We start from the raw sequence: 16,499 nt of genomic DNA on the forward strand, positions 1-16,499 counted from the left end.
ATCGCCAGCTCATTATTCCAAAAGCCCCGCTTAAATAGCGGGGCTTTTTTTATGCCTCAAAAATAATCACTGAAAGAGCCAGAAAAGAAAAAACGTTTTATATACAATTCCTTATTTTTTAAATTTTTAGTATTTAAAAGGAATAATGCAAAATATTTAAAACAAAAAAAGAGGGTAAGATTAAAATTATTTAACTATAGAACAAGCAGCAGATTTCTTGAATATTTAAAAAATAAGATTTGAGCAAAATATACAGTGACATAAGCAGTAGAATAGTTGAAGATACTATGCAAGCTATAAGTAGATTCCAGATAAAATGTGAAAATTACATCCAATGGAACAAATCAATGGTGAACCTGAGGTATATGATCATATAGTGATCAGTATTATTTTTATGGATTGTAGAATAAAAGTCGATTGGATCATAGAATCTTATCCTATGACCAAGAAGTATTAAATATCAAGAAAAGCCAATAAATTTAAAAATTCAGTCTTGAATCTTACTCTATTTATGGGAGTCGAATGCTTAAGCGAGCATGAATATTATGAGTTGCAAGTGAAAGATTCGAGATGTATGCAAACTTCAAGCTAGGTATTCCCATGTAATTTGGAAAGAAAGATGGTGCTTTTTTTTTGCTAATAAATATTATAGACGAGTTCTCGTTTATTACAACGGGGGAATCTTATCATGGTTGTTGAGATTTTAGAGCTTACAGAGAGTCGAAAAAGAGATCAAATAAGTAAGCAGAATTACCTCCTATCTAATTGACAGGAGGATTTAGATTAATTTATAGAGCATCTTTTAAGGTAGTGTGGTGTTGTTTAACTTGTCGGGCATATTTTTCACCTTGTTTTTTCATCTTAAGGTTAGAATTATAGCCTGTAGGTCCAACATTGTAATAAGCAAGAGCTTTAGGCCAACTTCCCGCTTTATTGTTATATGAGGCTAGAATATACGTTCCGCAATTAATATTATGATATTCATCACTTAAATCACCTGGGCATATCTGTTGCCAGTAACGTGGAATTACTTGAGTGAGGCCCACAGCACCAGCTGGTGAAATAGCATAGTTTCTATAACTAGATTCTTGTCGAATCATAGCCGCTAATAGTAAGGGATCCACAGCATATTTTTCTGCACTTTGAATAATCATTGGAGATACGCGATTCGCAGTATCTGGGGCAACAGCATATGCTTTTTGTATACCTGTAGATAATTTAGCAGATCGTTTAGCGACTGAGCCACCATTAAAGGAAGTACAACCAGTAAAAGCTAAAGTAGTAATGACGATGGCTATTGATTTAAATGAAAAAAAATGAACAGAAGGAAGTTTTAAACGTAGACTCGATAAATGATGCGTAATTAACAAGGTTAGAAACCCAAAGTAAAATTTTATTGAAGTAATGCTAGTGGTCTGGGCAGAGCGAGTCAAGAGCCAAGACTTTGTATTATTCAAATGATTTATGAAGTATTTTTATAAGTTGATCTTTGAGTGATTAAATTTTTAAACTTATGAAAGAACGAGTTCCATTATATTAATGGAACTGATCTTCTTAGTATATTTAATCAATCCATCTCATGCAAAATTGCCTGATTAAATGCCGGAATATCATCTGGGCATCGAGAAGTAATTAAAGGCCAGTTATTGGTATTACAACGATGGACTTCTTCATTTATCCAATTTGCACCGGCATTTTCTAAATCCAGTTTTATACTTTTATAAGAAGTTAAATTTTTATCTTTAATTCTTTGGGCATTAATCAATACCCAGGGCCCATGACAAATCGCTGCAATCGGTTTTGCATTGTCAGTAAAGTGCTGAATAATTTTATGCGCATCTTCATTTAAACGTAAGGTATCTGCATTTACCGTTCCACCCGGAATTACTAAAATATCATAATCCTCTGGAGAAACTTTAGATAAAGTTGTTTGCGGTGTATAAGCGGTTGCAGGTTCCTTATCACTTTTAACTGTTTGAACATCCTTTAATTCTTCTGCGGCATGAATCACTTCAATACCTTTTGATTGTAAAAATTCAAATGGTTTAATCAACTCATCTTGTTCTACGCCGACATTAGAAGTAATAAATAATGCTTTCTTAGACATGTTAGTGATCCTGAATTACTTATTGAATATTCAACCTTAACAAGCTGAACGAATGAAGCTGTACAGATTTTGGCTTATTCTTGTTAAGGTTTGAAAATTCTGGTAAAAATAAGCCCTATCATCATGACGGGGCTTATTTGATATCAGTTGCAAGGTATAACTCCTGTTTTACCCTTATCCTTCCTGGTTATATCGTTAATTGTTTTTATTATGGAAACATCCTGCTTCCTGATCTTTTAATCATAAGGTGCCTACTAGTTCTAGCATAGGCGTCAATAAATACTTTCTGTGTAAGTAAATGCTGACGTGATTTATAAATAAATTGAGTTAATAGAGAAGGTCTCACTTTAAAAAGTATTATTTTAGAACTGAGACAGGTTTGAAAATGTAGAAAAATTACAATCGTTTTTCCATCCAGATCTCACATGCATGACTATGTCCAGTGTTACCTTTGGGATGATTTAGATACTCAAAACCCAATTTTTCATAAAGTTTGACTGCTTGCCAAAGTTCTTTGGTCGTTTCTAGGTAACAAGATTGGAAACCATGCTGTAAAGTAAACTGAAAGGCTTTTTCCAGAAGTTGCTTAGCAAATCCTAGACCGCGTATTTCGGGCAGAAAGTACATTTTTTGAATTTCTAGAATGCTAGGATCCCCTTTTAAAGGCGATAAACCACCACCACCTAAAATTTCACCCTGTTCATTTTCAATCACCCAGTATTGAGCATTAGATTGCTGATAAACCGTGTATAAGTCATCTAAAATGGGGTCAGCTACAGCAAAACCTGATTCAGGAGCAAGTTCAAACTCTTTGGAAACTTCGCGAATAACACGTGCAATTTCAGCATTATCTTGTGCTTGAATAAGTCTAACTTGATACATAAGCTTAAATATATAGAAATAAAAAGAGATGGATTTTTATAGCGCTATATCTGATAAAAATCCATCTTTTGGCCAATTTTATGCTTTGAAAAAGCGAGAAATTATTTTAACTCACTTGAACTCTTGCCCAATTCCCGACGGGCAATAATGAGTTGTTGAATCTGTTGTGTGCCTTCAAAAATATCGAGGATTTTCGAGTCACGTGCCCATTTTTCCAATAATTCTTCTTCGTTATAACCTACACTTGCAGCAAATTCTACGCATTTTAAAGTGATTTCATTACACATTCGTCCAGCTTTTGCTTTGGAAATGGAAGCTTCACGTGAGTTGGGCTTTTTATTATCTGCCATCCAAGCTGCCTTCATGGTAAGTAAGCGAGCCGCTTCCCACTCCGCCTCCATCCGGTAAATTTGTGCTGCAATATAAGAGGTTTGCAAATAAGGAGTAGCATAATTTTCATCTAATTGATCTTTAAAAATTTGTTTAATTCTTTCTAAAGAGGCTTTTGCACAACCGACCGCCATTGCAGCAACTAAAGGACGAGTATTGTCAAAAGTTTCCATTACACCTGCAAAACCTTTGGCAATATCAATTTCAGCATGCCCCAGCAAATTTTCTGCAGGTACTCGGCAGTCGATAAAGCTGATAACAGCCGTGTCGGATGCTTTGATCCCCAATTTATGCTCCAGACGTTCTACCTTCATGCCAGCTGTTCCTTTTGGAACGACAAAGGACTTAATAGCGGCACGTCCAAGTTTTTTATCCAAAGTTGCCCAGACCACAATCGAGTCTGCACGCTCACCAGAAGTTACGAAAATCTTTTCGCCATTTAAGATATAGTCATTACCGTCTTTTGTGGCTGTAGTATGAATGGCAGCAGAATCTGATCCGCAGCCGGGTTCAGTAATCGCCATTGCGGCCCATGTGCCTTTCAAACGTTCCAGCTGTTCGTCATTTGCCACAGCTGCAATGGCAGAATTTCCTAAACCCTGGCGTGGCATGCTCAGCAATAATCCGGTATCTCCATAGCACATCTCGATCACTCCAAGTACTGTAGACATATTGACGCCATTTTTATTGCCGACTTCAGTGTTGCCACGTTTTCCGACAGCAGCTCCGGCATTAATGCCTTCGCCACCTTCATTCATGCCATCAATGAGTGAGGAAAACATGTCGAGTTCCTTAGGATAGTGGTGTTCGGCTTTGTCATACTTACGTGAAATGGGGCGTAATACATTTAAAGCTGATTCATGAGCTTGATCAATCAACATTTTAAATTTTTTAGGATTTTGTAAATTCATCTGCATAATTCCTTATTTTTATAGATTAAGCATGTAGGCCTGAATGTAAGATAGCTGTAGCACGTAAATCACGATACCAACGCTCAACCGGATGTTCCTTGGTAAATCCGTGACCACCCAGAATTTGCACCCCATCGGTGCCAATTTTCATGGATTTCTCGGCGCAAAGTAAACGTGCTAGATAGGCTTCCCGATGGAAAGGTTGGCCTGCCTCAGCCAGACTGGCAGCATTTAGTATCAACATACGCATGGCATCAATTTCAATCGACATATCTGCAATCATGAAAGCCACACTTTGGCGATGTGAAATAGGTTCGCCAAAAGCTGTACGTTGATTGGCATATTGAATACAGTAAGCTTTTACTGCTTCACAGGTTCCCACAGCCATCGCACACCACATTAAATTCCCTAAATCTAAAAAAGCAAAATAATTAAAGTCATCATCACCTAATAATTCAGCCGGGGTATGATTGAGGTGTAATGTCACGGTTTCTGTAGCTTTTAGGCCCATTGCTGGACTTTTTTTTGCGGTAATGCTGCTATCGCGTTTTACGATGAAAACTTCGGGTGAGCCATTCAGTTCAGCATTCACCAGAAATAGATCGGCAGTTTCCCCCAATAAAACTAAAGTTTTTTCTCCATGAAGGGTATATTTCCCATCAATTGAATTCGCTTTGGTTTTTAGCTTAAAAGGGTTGAAGGCAGCGGTTGCTTCTTGTATCGCAAATGTCGCGTGAATATCCGCATCATTTGCAAAACCAGGTAAATAGGTGGACTGAATTTTTTCAGAACCCCATTGAGTAATCGCATTAATCACGCTAAAGGTTGAAAGTAAGCCTGCCGTTAAACTGAAATCGCCCTTAGCCAAATGTTCAGCAATGAGGATATTACTTAAAATATTTTTTTCGGTTGCCACTCCACCCAGAGCCTCTGGAAGTGCGTAGTAATTTAGTCCCAAGTCTGTTGCATGTTGCCACAATGCTAGGGGAAACTTTTCATCTTGGTCAGCTTGAGCTGCCAATGGATAAAGCACTTCTGATGCAAAATGATCCATCACATCGCAGGTCATTTGTTGTTCTTCAGTCAGGTTTAAGTCAAATAATGCTTTGTGTTGATTCGGTAAACGTTGCTTGCTGACATGAGAATCTGCTTTAAATACCTTTTGGGTTTTACTTAATGTTTTAAAACCAATTTTTGAACCTTGATATAAAGATTTTTCAATAAATTTACGTAGTTTGAGTTGATCAAGAACCTCGCTACCTGCAATTTTAGTGATCAGTGATAGCCCAAATCCTTGTGCCTTATTTACCATATTGGTCATTGTTATCGTCCATCAATTTTCGATTCTTTGTATTTTTATGCTGACATGGGGAGATCGAAATGACTATGTCGTGGCTGACAATTTAAATTGACTTGGATGGGTGGTTTTAAATGAATTTTAAATTTATTAAATAATTGAATAATATTTATTTTTAATCATTATAAGAGCGGGTTGGGAAGTGAAAATTGACTAGAATGACAAAAATGTCATCCTAGTCAGCAGTCACTATAAAAAATTTTCGACCATTTTGCGCACATTGGTTTTTGCATCGATCACGGTCATAAAGGTATATGCGCCAATGAATTTACGACTAATAAACATAAATTCTTTCGGTGGCACGCTGAAATAACGCGATGCCATGGATTTAGATGCACGTTGCATCACACGACTATGCAACTGGCTCTTTTTCCAGTCATAACGTTGCTGCTCATCCATGACAGCTGAAGGTAAGTCCGGATTATTTGCTATTGTACTAAAGGCCTCAGTGGCCAGTAAAAATACTTTCGCCATATCTGGTTTAATACTCTGCGGAATTGAATCAAAAAATTCATAACCTGTCATGGCACGAACCATTTCATCAAGATCATGATGATAACCGGCTTGAATCAAATTGCGTGCAACACTCAGCAGGTGCTCATCAAATTGACGAATGGCGCCAAAATCTAGCAGGACAATTTTATCTTGGCTATCTAAACCATTGCCCAAACGAACTAAATAATTACCAAAGTTTGGGTCGGTCTGCATTTCACCCCATTCAAAAATTTCACGTACCGCAATCTCGAGAGAAGCTTCACCGAGCTGGTTGCGACGTTCTTGAGGCAGAGACAACATGACAGGGCTATTGATTGGTACGCCTCGTTCAAAAGTCATGCATAGAATTCGATCGGTACAATATTCTTCCACAATTTGCGGCACGATATAACGTGGATCATCTTTTAAACGCTCAGCGAAACGACGCGTGGTCGCAGCTTCAATGTCATAATTTACTTCACGGTGCAACATTTCACGAACTTCATCAAACCACTGATCAAATTCACGCGTTTGTGGCACTATGCGAGTCAATTTAAGCATATTTCTAAACAGACTCATATCTGAATCAATGGCGGCCGCTACACCTGGGTATTGGATTTTGAGTACAATTTCCAAACCATCTGATTTGCGTGTCGCGCGATGTACCTGAGCTAAAGATGCAGTGCCGAGTGGTTCATGATCAATCGTTAAATCATTGAGCTTAGAACCCAGTTGTTGTTCTAGATGATGTTTAATCGCAGGCCAAGCAAGGGCTATGGTTTGGTTGTTTAAAGTATTCAGTGCTTGAGTAATTTCTTCAGGTAAAAAATGTTCGCCATAAAGCGCCATCATTTGCCCAATTTTAACGATAGAACCTTTGAGTTTGCCAATTTCAGAAACAAGATAATCTGCCTGTTCTTTCATGGCTTTTTTACGTTTCTTTTCTTTTTCTGCTTCACTGGAAAACATGGTGGTCGCACTCGAGGCGGCCCATCGCGTTCCTGCCAGTAAGGATGCTTTAGCGATAGATAAACGTCGATCCATAGAGGAGGTTTTGAGTTGTTTAAGCTTATCGTTCTGATCTGACATTAAACAAAATCCTTTAATCAGCAAGTCGCAGAATAATTAATTGTAGCGGATATTACCGTGTATTCACGTATTAAAAAAGTTCAACCTGCTGTACAGGGCATTAATATGTCTAATATTTAATTTATTTCCCATAAAAGCTTCAGTCTTAGAAGAGGGAAACGCTTTTCACATGAGTGAACTAAATGAGTTACTCGCACCGGTATGAGCTTTGAGAAGGATATCCACACTAAAATTGTGCTGTATATAAATTGGACGAATATTTACATGCGGAATTGAATTTTAATGTCACTTTTTTGCTGCAATATGGTTTTATGAGTTTGAAGATGTTTAAAAATCATGGCTTGCACGGTGCCATGTTTAAAACCCAAGGCATAACCTTTGACAATAATAATACTCGGTAAACTGAAAAACAGATATTTTGCATCTTCTTCGGAGGGGGTGGGATAAATTGCATGTTCGATTAAGACTTGTTGAAAAAATTGTTTCTCGCTTTCAACTTGGGCAGAATGGGTATCATTCCAGTAGTTTTGGCGCATTGCCATTAAATTATTGTGCTTGTAGCTCATAACAAGAAGTATTTAGAAAATAATGAGAACTATATAAGGTCATTTTAGCCAGATTCAATAGCCAAAATGTTGCAATGTTTGTTGTGCGTTGGCTTGAACTGCGGTGATATAGGAATCTTCACAGCTTTGTTGTAGTATTCCTAAATAAATAAAATGAATATTATTTAAAATTGAGTCATTTAAGACAGGGGAATATGATGCGATTTTTAATGCCAGTGATTTTCATTATGGCTGTTTTGGGTTCAACTTCAGTTTTAGCACAAGGATATTCTGACGAATATAACAAATGTCTTAACACATCTTATGGTCAAACTGGAACAGTCAAAAAATGTGTAGAGAAAGAGTTGAAAAATCAGGAAAAACTCCTCAATAAATATTATAAAAATTATTTAAAAAACAGTGGGAATAACCAAAGTAATGTCGAGCAACAACATCAACTTTGGTTAAAACGTGTTAATCAGCAATGCTATTTAAAAGTGACCTCGAGCTTGCTTAAAGTCAAACAGGAAAAATGTATTTTGGAAATGACGATGGAACGTGCTTATTATTATCAAATTAAATAAATCGCTTATAGATTATTGTTTTTAATCTGCTTGAAACGTTATAAAAAACCCATAAAACAAGGTATCATAAGGCGTTTTAAAAAATTTCACCTTGGAGATGCCTTAAGTGGATCAACTGACAATTAGCCCTGAACATTTACAGGAAGCCGCTGAAAACTTAACAACTATTCGTGATTTTATCCGTTTTGGTGTTTCAGCTCTACGTCAATACGATGCACACTTAGGTCAAGGTACAGAAGACTTTTTTGCAGAAAGTTCGGCTTTAGTATTGCAAACACTGGCACTGGACTGGAACGCAAATCCAGAAATTTTAGATGCCAAATTGTTACCAAGTGAAAAAGCAGAATTTATCAGTTTGCTGGAACGTCGTATCAATGAAAAAGTGCCGACTTCATATTTGTTAAATCTAGCATATTTCTGCGATAAACCTTATTACGTAGACGAACGTGTACTTATTCCACGTTCACCGATTGCAGAATTGATTAATCAACGCTTTGCGCCTTATTGCCTCGATGAAAATGGTCTGGTGCGTGAAGCGTTAAACAATCTTCCTGAAAATGATCATCCGCAAATGCCGCGTCGTATTTTAGATATGTGTACCGGTTCGGGTTGTATCGCGATTGCATTAGCTTATGCCTTCCCTGAATCTGAAGTGGATGCAACCGATATTTCTAAAGAAGCTTTAGAAGTGGCATCGATTAACGCTGAACATCACAATATGCAATATCAGGTTGCATTGATGGAATCAGATTTGTTCGCAAAAATTCCTGCTGAAAATCAATATGATTTAATCGTGTCGAATCCTCCATATGTCGATGCAGAAGATATGGCAGATTTACCAGCAGAGTTTTTACATGAGCCTGAACTTGCACTTGCTGCCGGTCAAGACGGTTTAGATTTAGTTCGTAAAATGTTGGCGCAAGCTGCGGATTACTTGACTGAAAATGGCTTGATTGTTATTGAAGTAGGCAATTCTGAATGGGCAATGAAGCAAAACTTTAATACGGTTGATTTCCATTGGTTAACTTTCCAAAAAGGTGGTTCGGGTATTTTTGCTTTAACCGCAGAGCAATGCCGTAAATACCGTGATTTATTTGTACAATCTGTTCAAGCATAAGGAGTTGTGAACATGGCAGGTAATAGTATTGGACAACTGTTCCGTGTAACGACTTGTGGTGAATCTCATGGCGTTGGCCTGATGGCAATTATCGATGGTGTGCCGCCTGGGATCGAATTGACTGAAGCAGATTTACAAAAAGATTTAGATCGCCGTAAACCGGGCACCTCTAAATTCGCAACTCAGCGTAAAGAGCCGGATGAAGTGGAAATTATTTCCGGTGTGTTTGAAGGTAAAACTACAGGTACATCCATCGGTTTATTGATTCGTAATACGGATCAAAAATCCAAAGATTATGGCAATATTGCACAGACTTTCCGTCCGGGTCATGCTGATTATACTTATACTCAAAAGTATGGTTTCCGTGATTACCGGGGGGGCGGTCGTTCAAGTGCGCGTGAAACTGCAATGCGTGTAGCTGCCGGTGCAATTGCGAAAAAATATCTGGCTGAAAAATTTGGTATTAATATTCGTGGTCATGTAACACAAATTGGTACGGAAAAAACTGAAAAACTGGATTGGAATGAAGTGCCAAATAATCCATTTTTCTGTGGTGATGTTGATGCCGTGCCACGTTTTGAAGCTTTAGTGACTTCACTTCGTGAACAAGGTACTAGCTGTGGTGCGAAACTAGAAATTCTTGCGGAGAATGTTCCAGTCGGTTGGGGCGAGCCAGTCTTTGACCGTCTGGATGCGGATATCGCGCATGCCATGATGAGCATCAATGCTGTTAAAGGTGTGGAAATTGGTGATGGTTTTACTGTTGCAGAACAGTTTGGTCATGAATCGCGGGATGAATTGACTACAGAAGGTTTCCTGGCCAACCATGCCGGCGGGATTTTGGGTGGTATCTCCAGTGGTCAAACCATTCGTGTGGCGATTGCGCTGAAACCAACTGCAAGTATTACCACGCCGGGTAAAACCATTAATATCGACCGGGAAGATACGGATGTGTTGACCAAAGGTCGTCATGACCCGTGTGTCGGTGTTCGTGCGACACCAATCGCTGAAGCGATGTTTGCGATTGTATTGATGGATCACTTCATGCGCCATCGTGCACAAAATGCGGATGTAGTTGCGCCATTTGCACCGATTTAAATTGAAGTAACTCATTAAGGCTACGAACTTTAATGATAAAAAAACCAGACTTTAAGTCCGGTTTTTTTATGGATAAAATTTTGTTTGATGATGCTTTGTGGTAATTTTCTTTCAATTCAATTTTTTAGAAAAATAATGAAGCCATTAAAATATAGAACTGCCAATGTTGATGATATCGACAATTTAGTCAGCCTGATTAATCAGGCTTATCGTACAAATACAGGTTCTAGTTGGACCAGTGAACACAGTATTGTCAGTGGAGATCGAATCAATCATCAGCAGTTGTTAGATAGTTTGAGCCAGCAGAATTTTTCACTATTTGTTGCTGAAATGGTTAAGAATTTAGAATCTGCTTTAGTCGCCTGTATAGGTTTAACCTTTCAGCAAAATGCTGTTGCAATAGGCACTTTTTGTGTCAATTCACATTGGCAAAATAAAGGTATTGGAAAGCAAGTTTTAGCATATGCTGAACAAAAGGCATTCGCAATTTGTCCAACCTTGATCAATTATGAAATGTTTGTACTGGATGCCAGAACAGAGCTGATTCAATATTATGAAAGATATGGCTATTCAAAAACAGCATGTGTTGAGTCGTATCCGATTCATGCAAATGTAGGGCAACCTTTGATTGATTTGAAATTACAACATATGACAAAGTCGGTAATTAAAGAGATGTAAATTAGATGTCTAAAACAGTGCATCTTAATCACTACAACAGCACAATTTGTATAACTGATTCCACTTTATTTTTACGATATTTAATTTTTCTTAAATTTATTTTTTTTAATTATTTGATTAGTATCAATATTTTTATTTAAGATGAATTAATTAACAAATAAATCAATTTAGTGCTCGCGCATGGTATAAAAATTGCTCATATTAATATAAGAAAATTATTGCAGGAGAGATGTTCTTCTGTGAACACGCCGAAGGAGCAACGACCCCGGAAACTCTCAGGCAAAAGGACTGTAATAATTTCAAAAATCTGGAGAGAAGCATATAAGAAAATATGCTCACCGAAGGGGATGGTCAGCGTTAAAATTTTAACGTCATGATCGAAGCTCTCAGGTAACCATGACAGATGGGGCTCAGAAGAAATGTATACACATTTCCAGGGAGTGTCGTATGTGTCATATCGTTGTGATCGGGGCAGGCATTACCGGTGTTACTTCTGCCTATGAGCTGGCGAAATTGGGTTATAAAGTTACCGTTATAGATAAACATTTATATCCCGCCATGGAAACCTCATTTGCCAATGGTGGACAGCTCTCTGCCTGTAATGCAGAAGTCTGGAATCAAAAAGCCACGGTACTGAAAGGTATCAAGTGGATGTCCAATAAGAATGCACCACTATTACTTAACCCTTCATTTGATGTGCATAAATATGGCTGGTTAATAGAGTTTCTTGGCAATATTAAAAATTACGAAGCCAACACTCGCGATACTGTGAAAATGGCGCTATTAGCCCGTGAGCGTTTATTTGCTGTGGGTGAACAGGAAAATATTCAGTTTGATTTGGAAAAGCGTGGAATTCTACATTTTTACCATAGCAAACTGGATTATGAAGTGGCGACTCGGGTAAATACTTTGCTTATTAATGGTGGTCTAGAGCGAATTGCAATTACACCGAGCGAAATTAAAAGCATAGAGCCAAGTTTGAAGGGTGAATATTATGGCGGTTTTTATTGTCCCGGAGATGCCACAGGCGATATTCATAAATTTACCAAAGGGCTTGCCGAAGCATCTGAAAAATATGGGGTGAAATATATATTTGGTATGGAAGTGACCGATGTAAAACATCATCCCAATGGGATCACTGTGCTTTACCATGCCAGTAATGAAAATATGCATTTAGATGCAGCTTCAGTTGAATCATTGGAAGCGGATGCTGTAGTGGTTTGTGGCGGTGTTGGAAGTTATCACTTGGCAAATTTACTGGGCGATCGGGTCAATATATATCCAGTCAAGGGTTATTCAATTACGCTAGATTTGAATGATGAGGGCAGCATCAAGAATGCACCATGGGTAAGCCTGCTTGATGAAAGTTCTAAAATTGTGACTTCACGTTTAGGGGCAGATCGTTTACGCGTTGCAGGAACGGCAGAATTTAATGGTTATAACCGGGATATACGTGCAGATAGAATTCAGCCCTTAATTGATTGGGTGAATAAAAATTTTAATATCAGTACTGAAAATGCTGTACCTTGGGCAGGTTTACGGCCGATGATGCCCAATATGATGCCGATTGTACGCCGTGGAAAGCGTGAACGGGTTTTTTATAATACTGGACATGGCCATTTAGGTTGGACTTTGTCCGCGGCGACAGCGGTGCTGATTAGTCAGCAAGTGGCTTCGCAACATCCGGTTTAATTACATAGAAACTAAAAAGTGCAACGTGATATGTTGCATTTTTTTTTGCCAGTTTAATATATGATTATCAAAAGATTTTCGTGAGATTTAAGATAATGAACAAGGTTTGTCCAGTAATTCTTCGGAAAAAAAATCAAATATTGGAAGTTTTACTTTTCAAACATCCGACAGCGGGTATTCAGCTTGTAAAAAGTACAATTGAGAAATCAGAACGAATTTTTCAGGCAGCTATACGTGAATTGTATGAAGAATCGGGGATCGTTGTGGAAGAACAACATTGTTATGATTGGGGATCACATCAAATAAGCAATCAAACGTGGTATTTTATTTTTTGTGATACCTCAAGTCAAAATTTAAAGGATCAATGGAGTTATGAAACATTAGACGATTATGGGCATCGTTTTGAGTTTTTCTGGCAAAATATTAATGCATATAACATTCCAGATTTACCTTCCAAATATGTACAAGCTCTGGATTTAATCAGGCAAAAAATGAATCTGTATGTTAAGTAATAAAAAAGCGCTAATATTTAATTTCCAAAATCACTCATTATATTAGAATAATTAATCATAAATCCGATAGACACCTACAAAACGTTCACAGCCTTTTTGCTCAGTTTTAATCGATAAAATGGCCTTATTAAAATCAAACTGGTATTTGCAATCATGTTCGTTATCCAAGATTTCACTTTTCTTATCGGGTGTTGTATAGGCTAAGAAAGGAATGGTTTGTGTTTCTAATTTATTGTTCGGGTTGCGGTAGGCGATGCCTTCAATTTTAATTCTGTCTTTGGTGAGTTGATGGACTTGTAAATGTACAGGTTGACTGGCAATTTTCCCATTTTCAAATTTTAAATAATGATTAGTTAAACTCTGATTTAACGAGGTATAAAAATTCAGATCATCAGTACGCAATTCAAATTGTTGCTTATAACAATTTAAACTTTTACATTGCTGTAAACGCTTAAACCATAAAGTATGGGTATCTTCTAATAACTGAACCGGTGCATCACTAACCAAAAAAGCAGTCATATAGTGATTGGTCAATTTTTCCCGCGATTCGGTAAAATTTTCGGCACAAATCTGTTTCATTGACGACGTATTCGGACTAGAACAGTCAATTTTTTGGGCATGAGCCAAAGTTGAGCACAAACAGCCAATACTGAATAATGTGCATAATGTTTTAATGAGATTAATTTCGGTATTCACCAGCATGATCGCTTATAATTTCACTATGTTGCGCTGCTGTAACTATAGCGAAATAGAAAGCGTAAATACAACATTTCAATCATTTATTTCTTAAGGATGCTTAAAGTGGTCGCACAAATTCGAATTGGTCAGGGAATGGATGTACACGCCTTTGAAGAAGGTGATTTTGTCACTTTGGCAGGGATTAAAATTCCGCATACCCAAGGCTTAAAAGCCCATTCAGATGGTGATGTGGTATTACATGCTTTATGTGATGCTTTATTGGGTGCGCTGGCTTTGGGAGATATCGGACAGCATTTTCCAGATACCGATGCAAAATTCAAGGGAGCGGACAGCCGGGTATTACTTAAACATGTTTATCAACTGATTGTAGACCGCGGTTATGTGTTAAATAATGCCGATATTACCGTGGCATGTGAACGCCCAAAACTGGCAAAACATAATCTAGAAATGCGTCAAAGTATTGCAGATGTTCTGGATGTACATGTTACCCAAATTAGTGTGAAGGCAACCACCACAGAAAAGTTAGGATTTACCGGACGTCAGGAAGGAATTTTATCGACCGCAACCGTGTTAATTTCACATCAGCCAAAATGATCTGGATGCATTAACGACTGCTGTAATTCCTGGGTACCCTTGCGGCCTTGCAGTTGTAGGGCTACTGCATGAATGAGACCTGTCCAGGTTTCATTCGGCTCCCAAATGCTGTGCATCAGTTCCTGCGCCGTAGGCATGTCCATATCCATATAGTACTGACGATATAAATACATCAAACAACCGACATGATAATTCTTGCTACAGTGAACCCAGACCATTTGATCTTGGACTAAATGATTGAGCAGATCTAATATCAGTAAACATTGATCATCAGAAGGTGTGTCTGGTGAAATGGGAAACTGAATATAATTTAAGCCTAAATCCAGACAAATCTTATCTTCATGGTGTAAATGCTGCTCTGCATCAGATAATGCCAGATTGACAATAGTCGTCACGCCGTATTCTTTAATCAGTTTCAACTGTTCAGCAGAAGGCTGAGCTGACGTGAATAAATGTTCGTGAATAAACTGGAAATTTTCGATGTGGCTCAATGCATTTTCAATTTCATTCATGAGAGAAAATTTTCCTAAGGTTAAAGTAGAAACGCCATCTATCTAGATGGCGTTTTAAATCTCTTAGCGATTTGATAAAACGTCTTTGAGGGCTTCATGCATATCGAGCAGGGCTTTTTCAGTGGTTTCCCAATCGATACAGCCATCAGTCACTGATTTGCCATATTCAAGATGATCCAGATTGTCAGGAATATCTTGACGGCCGCCTTTAAGATGGCTTTCAACCATCAGGCCAACAATGGACTTGTTACCATCCAGAATTTGTTCTGTAATGTTTTTCAATACTAGCGGTTGCAAGTATGGATCTTTGTTTGAATTGGCATGACTGGTATCAATCATGATTTTGTTGCTGACTTTGGCTTTGGCTAGAGCATTCTCAGCTTCTGCCACAGAGCCTGCATCATAGTTCGGCTTGCCATTACCACCACGAAGCACCACGTGTGCGTATTGGTTACCGCTAGTACGAATGACAGAAACCTGACCTTGATCATTCAGACCGAGGAAGCTATGACCGTGTTTAACCGATTGCATGGCATTGGTAGCCACTGTTAAACCACCATCTGTACCATTTTTAAAGCCTACAGGTGAGGATAAACCTGAAGACATTTCACGATGCGTCTGGCTTTCGGTAGTACGTGCGCCAATTGCTGACCATGAAATTAAATCTTGATAGTACTGCGGTGAGTTCGGATCAAGTGCTTCAGTAGCGCAAGGTAATCCTTTTTCATTCAGTTCAACCAAAAGCTGGCGACCAATGCGAAGACCTTTTTCAATATTGAAAGAGTCATTCATATCGGGGTCATTGATTAAACCTTTCCAACCAACAGTGGTACGTGGTTTTTCAAAATAAACACGCATCACAATATAAAGGGTATCTTTAATTTTTTCGCTTAAAACTTTTAAACGATTTGCATACTCATGTGCAGCAACTGTGTCGTGAATTGAGCAAGGACCAATGACTACAAATAGACGATTGTCTTTCCCATCAAGGATATTGCGAATGGTTTCACGACCTTTTAGTACGGTTTGATAGGCATGTTCAGTCAGAGGTAACTCTTTTTTTAATTCAGCAGGAGTTACCAAAGGCTGAATGCTTTGTACATTCACGTCGTCGATGTCTGATTGGATAATAGGATTTGACTGTAGTGTATTCATTGCCGTCACTGGTTCGATCATACAAAAGTTTATTCTCAATCTGAATATAACACGAATATATGTTCACCATGTTATAAAAAAGATCAATATATAGGTCAAAAAA

General features: G+C 38.0%; 17 protein-coding genes and 1 riboswitch. Of the genes, 7 read left to right on the plus strand and 10 right to left on the minus strand.

The window, feature by feature from the left end:
• Positions 1–788: 788 nt before the first annotated feature.
• From AC3CAU_RS00005 to AC3CAU_RS00035, 7 genes are all read right to left on the minus strand, one after another.
• On the minus strand, positions 789–1,370 hold the full coding sequence (locus tag AC3CAU_RS00005; RefSeq protein ID WP_424620634.1) for a lytic transglycosylase domain-containing protein: 582 nt from the start codon (positions 1,368–1,370) through the stop codon (positions 789–791).
• A 197-nt stretch (positions 1,371–1,567) separates the two neighbouring features.
• Positions 1,568–2,107: a type 1 glutamine amidotransferase domain-containing protein gene (locus AC3CAU_RS00010; RefSeq protein ID WP_424620636.1), complete on the minus strand. Its 540-nt coding sequence runs from the start codon at positions 2,105–2,107 to the stop codon at positions 1,568–1,570.
• Between the two features lie 396 nt (positions 2,108–2,503).
• Positions 2,504–2,989, minus strand: coding sequence for a GNAT family N-acetyltransferase (locus AC3CAU_RS00015; RefSeq protein WP_447052957.1), 486 nt, complete (start codon positions 2,987–2,989; stop codon positions 2,504–2,506).
• A 101-nt stretch (positions 2,990–3,090) separates the two neighbouring features.
• On the minus strand, positions 3,091–4,290 hold the full coding sequence (locus AC3CAU_RS00020) for an acyl-CoA dehydrogenase family protein (protein ID WP_447052958.1): 1,200 nt from the start codon (positions 4,288–4,290) through the stop codon (positions 3,091–3,093).
• A 25-nt stretch (positions 4,291–4,315) separates the two neighbouring features.
• Positions 4,316–5,602, minus strand: coding sequence for an acyl-CoA dehydrogenase family protein (locus tag AC3CAU_RS00025; RefSeq protein WP_447054312.1), 1,287 nt, complete (start codon positions 5,600–5,602; stop codon positions 4,316–4,318).
• Between the two features lie 234 nt (positions 5,603–5,836).
• Positions 5,837–7,210, minus strand: a complete 1,374-nt coding sequence (locus tag AC3CAU_RS00030; protein ID WP_447052960.1) for an ABC1 kinase family protein — start codon at positions 7,208–7,210, stop codon at positions 5,837–5,839.
• 260 nt (positions 7,211–7,470) lie between these two features.
• Positions 7,471–7,776, minus strand: a complete 306-nt coding sequence (locus AC3CAU_RS00035) for a hypothetical protein (protein WP_447052961.1) — start codon at positions 7,774–7,776, stop codon at positions 7,471–7,473.
• Between the two features lie 197 nt (positions 7,777–7,973).
• On the opposite strand from AC3CAU_RS00035, the gene AC3CAU_RS00040 reads away from it, so the two are divergent.
• The 6 genes from AC3CAU_RS00040 to AC3CAU_RS00065 all read left to right on the plus strand — a co-directional run bounded on the left by AC3CAU_RS00040 (position 7,974) and on the right by AC3CAU_RS00065 (position 13,436).
• The gene (locus AC3CAU_RS00040; RefSeq protein WP_447052963.1) at positions 7,974–8,339 is read left to right on the plus strand and encodes a lysozyme inhibitor LprI family protein; all 366 of its coding nucleotides are present in this window, start codon (positions 7,974–7,976) and stop codon (positions 8,337–8,339) included.
• 106 nt (positions 8,340–8,445) lie between these two features.
• A complete protein-coding gene (gene prmB, locus AC3CAU_RS00045) occupies positions 8,446–9,456 on the plus strand; it encodes a 50S ribosomal protein L3 N(5)-glutamine methyltransferase (RefSeq protein ID WP_424620647.1) in 1,011 nt (336 codons plus the stop codon).
• Between the two features lie 12 nt (positions 9,457–9,468).
• Positions 9,469–10,554 (plus strand): chorismate synthase, encoded by a 1,086-nt coding sequence (aroC, locus tag AC3CAU_RS00050; RefSeq protein ID WP_447052964.1) that lies wholly within the window; start codon positions 9,469–9,471, stop codon positions 10,552–10,554.
• Between the two features lie 135 nt (positions 10,555–10,689).
• A complete protein-coding gene (locus AC3CAU_RS00055; protein WP_447052965.1) occupies positions 10,690–11,232 on the plus strand; it encodes a GNAT family N-acetyltransferase in 543 nt (180 codons plus the stop codon).
• 211 nt (positions 11,233–11,443) lie between these two features.
• A riboswitch (glycine riboswitch) is annotated at positions 11,444–11,533 on the plus strand.
• Positions 11,534–11,679: 146 nt separating this feature from the next.
• The gene (locus AC3CAU_RS00060; RefSeq protein ID WP_447052966.1) at positions 11,680–12,924 is read left to right on the plus strand and encodes a D-amino acid dehydrogenase; all 1,245 of its coding nucleotides are present in this window, start codon (positions 11,680–11,682) and stop codon (positions 12,922–12,924) included.
• A 95-nt stretch (positions 12,925–13,019) separates the two neighbouring features.
• On the plus strand, positions 13,020–13,436 hold the full coding sequence (locus tag AC3CAU_RS00065; RefSeq protein WP_447052968.1) for an NUDIX domain-containing protein: 417 nt from the start codon (positions 13,020–13,022) through the stop codon (positions 13,434–13,436).
• A 51-nt stretch (positions 13,437–13,487) separates the two neighbouring features.
• Here the strand turns inward: AC3CAU_RS00065 and AC3CAU_RS00070 are convergent, their stop codons facing one another.
• Positions 13,488–14,138, minus strand: coding sequence for an A1S_1983 family putative colistin resistance protein (locus AC3CAU_RS00070; protein WP_447052970.1), 651 nt, complete (start codon positions 14,136–14,138; stop codon positions 13,488–13,490).
• A gap of 99 nt (positions 14,139–14,237) precedes the next feature.
• On the opposite strand from AC3CAU_RS00070, the gene ispF reads away from it, so the two are divergent.
• Positions 14,238–14,729: a 2-C-methyl-D-erythritol 2,4-cyclodiphosphate synthase gene (gene ispF / locus AC3CAU_RS00075; RefSeq protein ID WP_447052972.1), complete on the plus strand. Its 492-nt coding sequence runs from the start codon at positions 14,238–14,240 to the stop codon at positions 14,727–14,729.
• On the opposite strand, the gene AC3CAU_RS00080 is transcribed toward ispF, so the two are convergent.
• Positions 14,717–15,241, minus strand: a complete 525-nt coding sequence (locus AC3CAU_RS00080) for a protein tyrosine phosphatase family protein (protein WP_447052973.1) — start codon at positions 15,239–15,241, stop codon at positions 14,717–14,719. The genes ispF and AC3CAU_RS00080 overlap by 13 nt on opposite strands.
• Positions 15,242–15,304: 63 nt before the next feature.
• Positions 15,305–16,396: a 3-deoxy-7-phosphoheptulonate synthase gene (locus tag AC3CAU_RS00085; RefSeq protein WP_447052975.1), complete on the minus strand. Its 1,092-nt coding sequence runs from the start codon at positions 16,394–16,396 to the stop codon at positions 15,305–15,307.
• Positions 16,397–16,499: the final 103 nt, after the last annotated feature.

It is taken from the genome of Acinetobacter sp. GG23 (assembly GCF_057766365.1).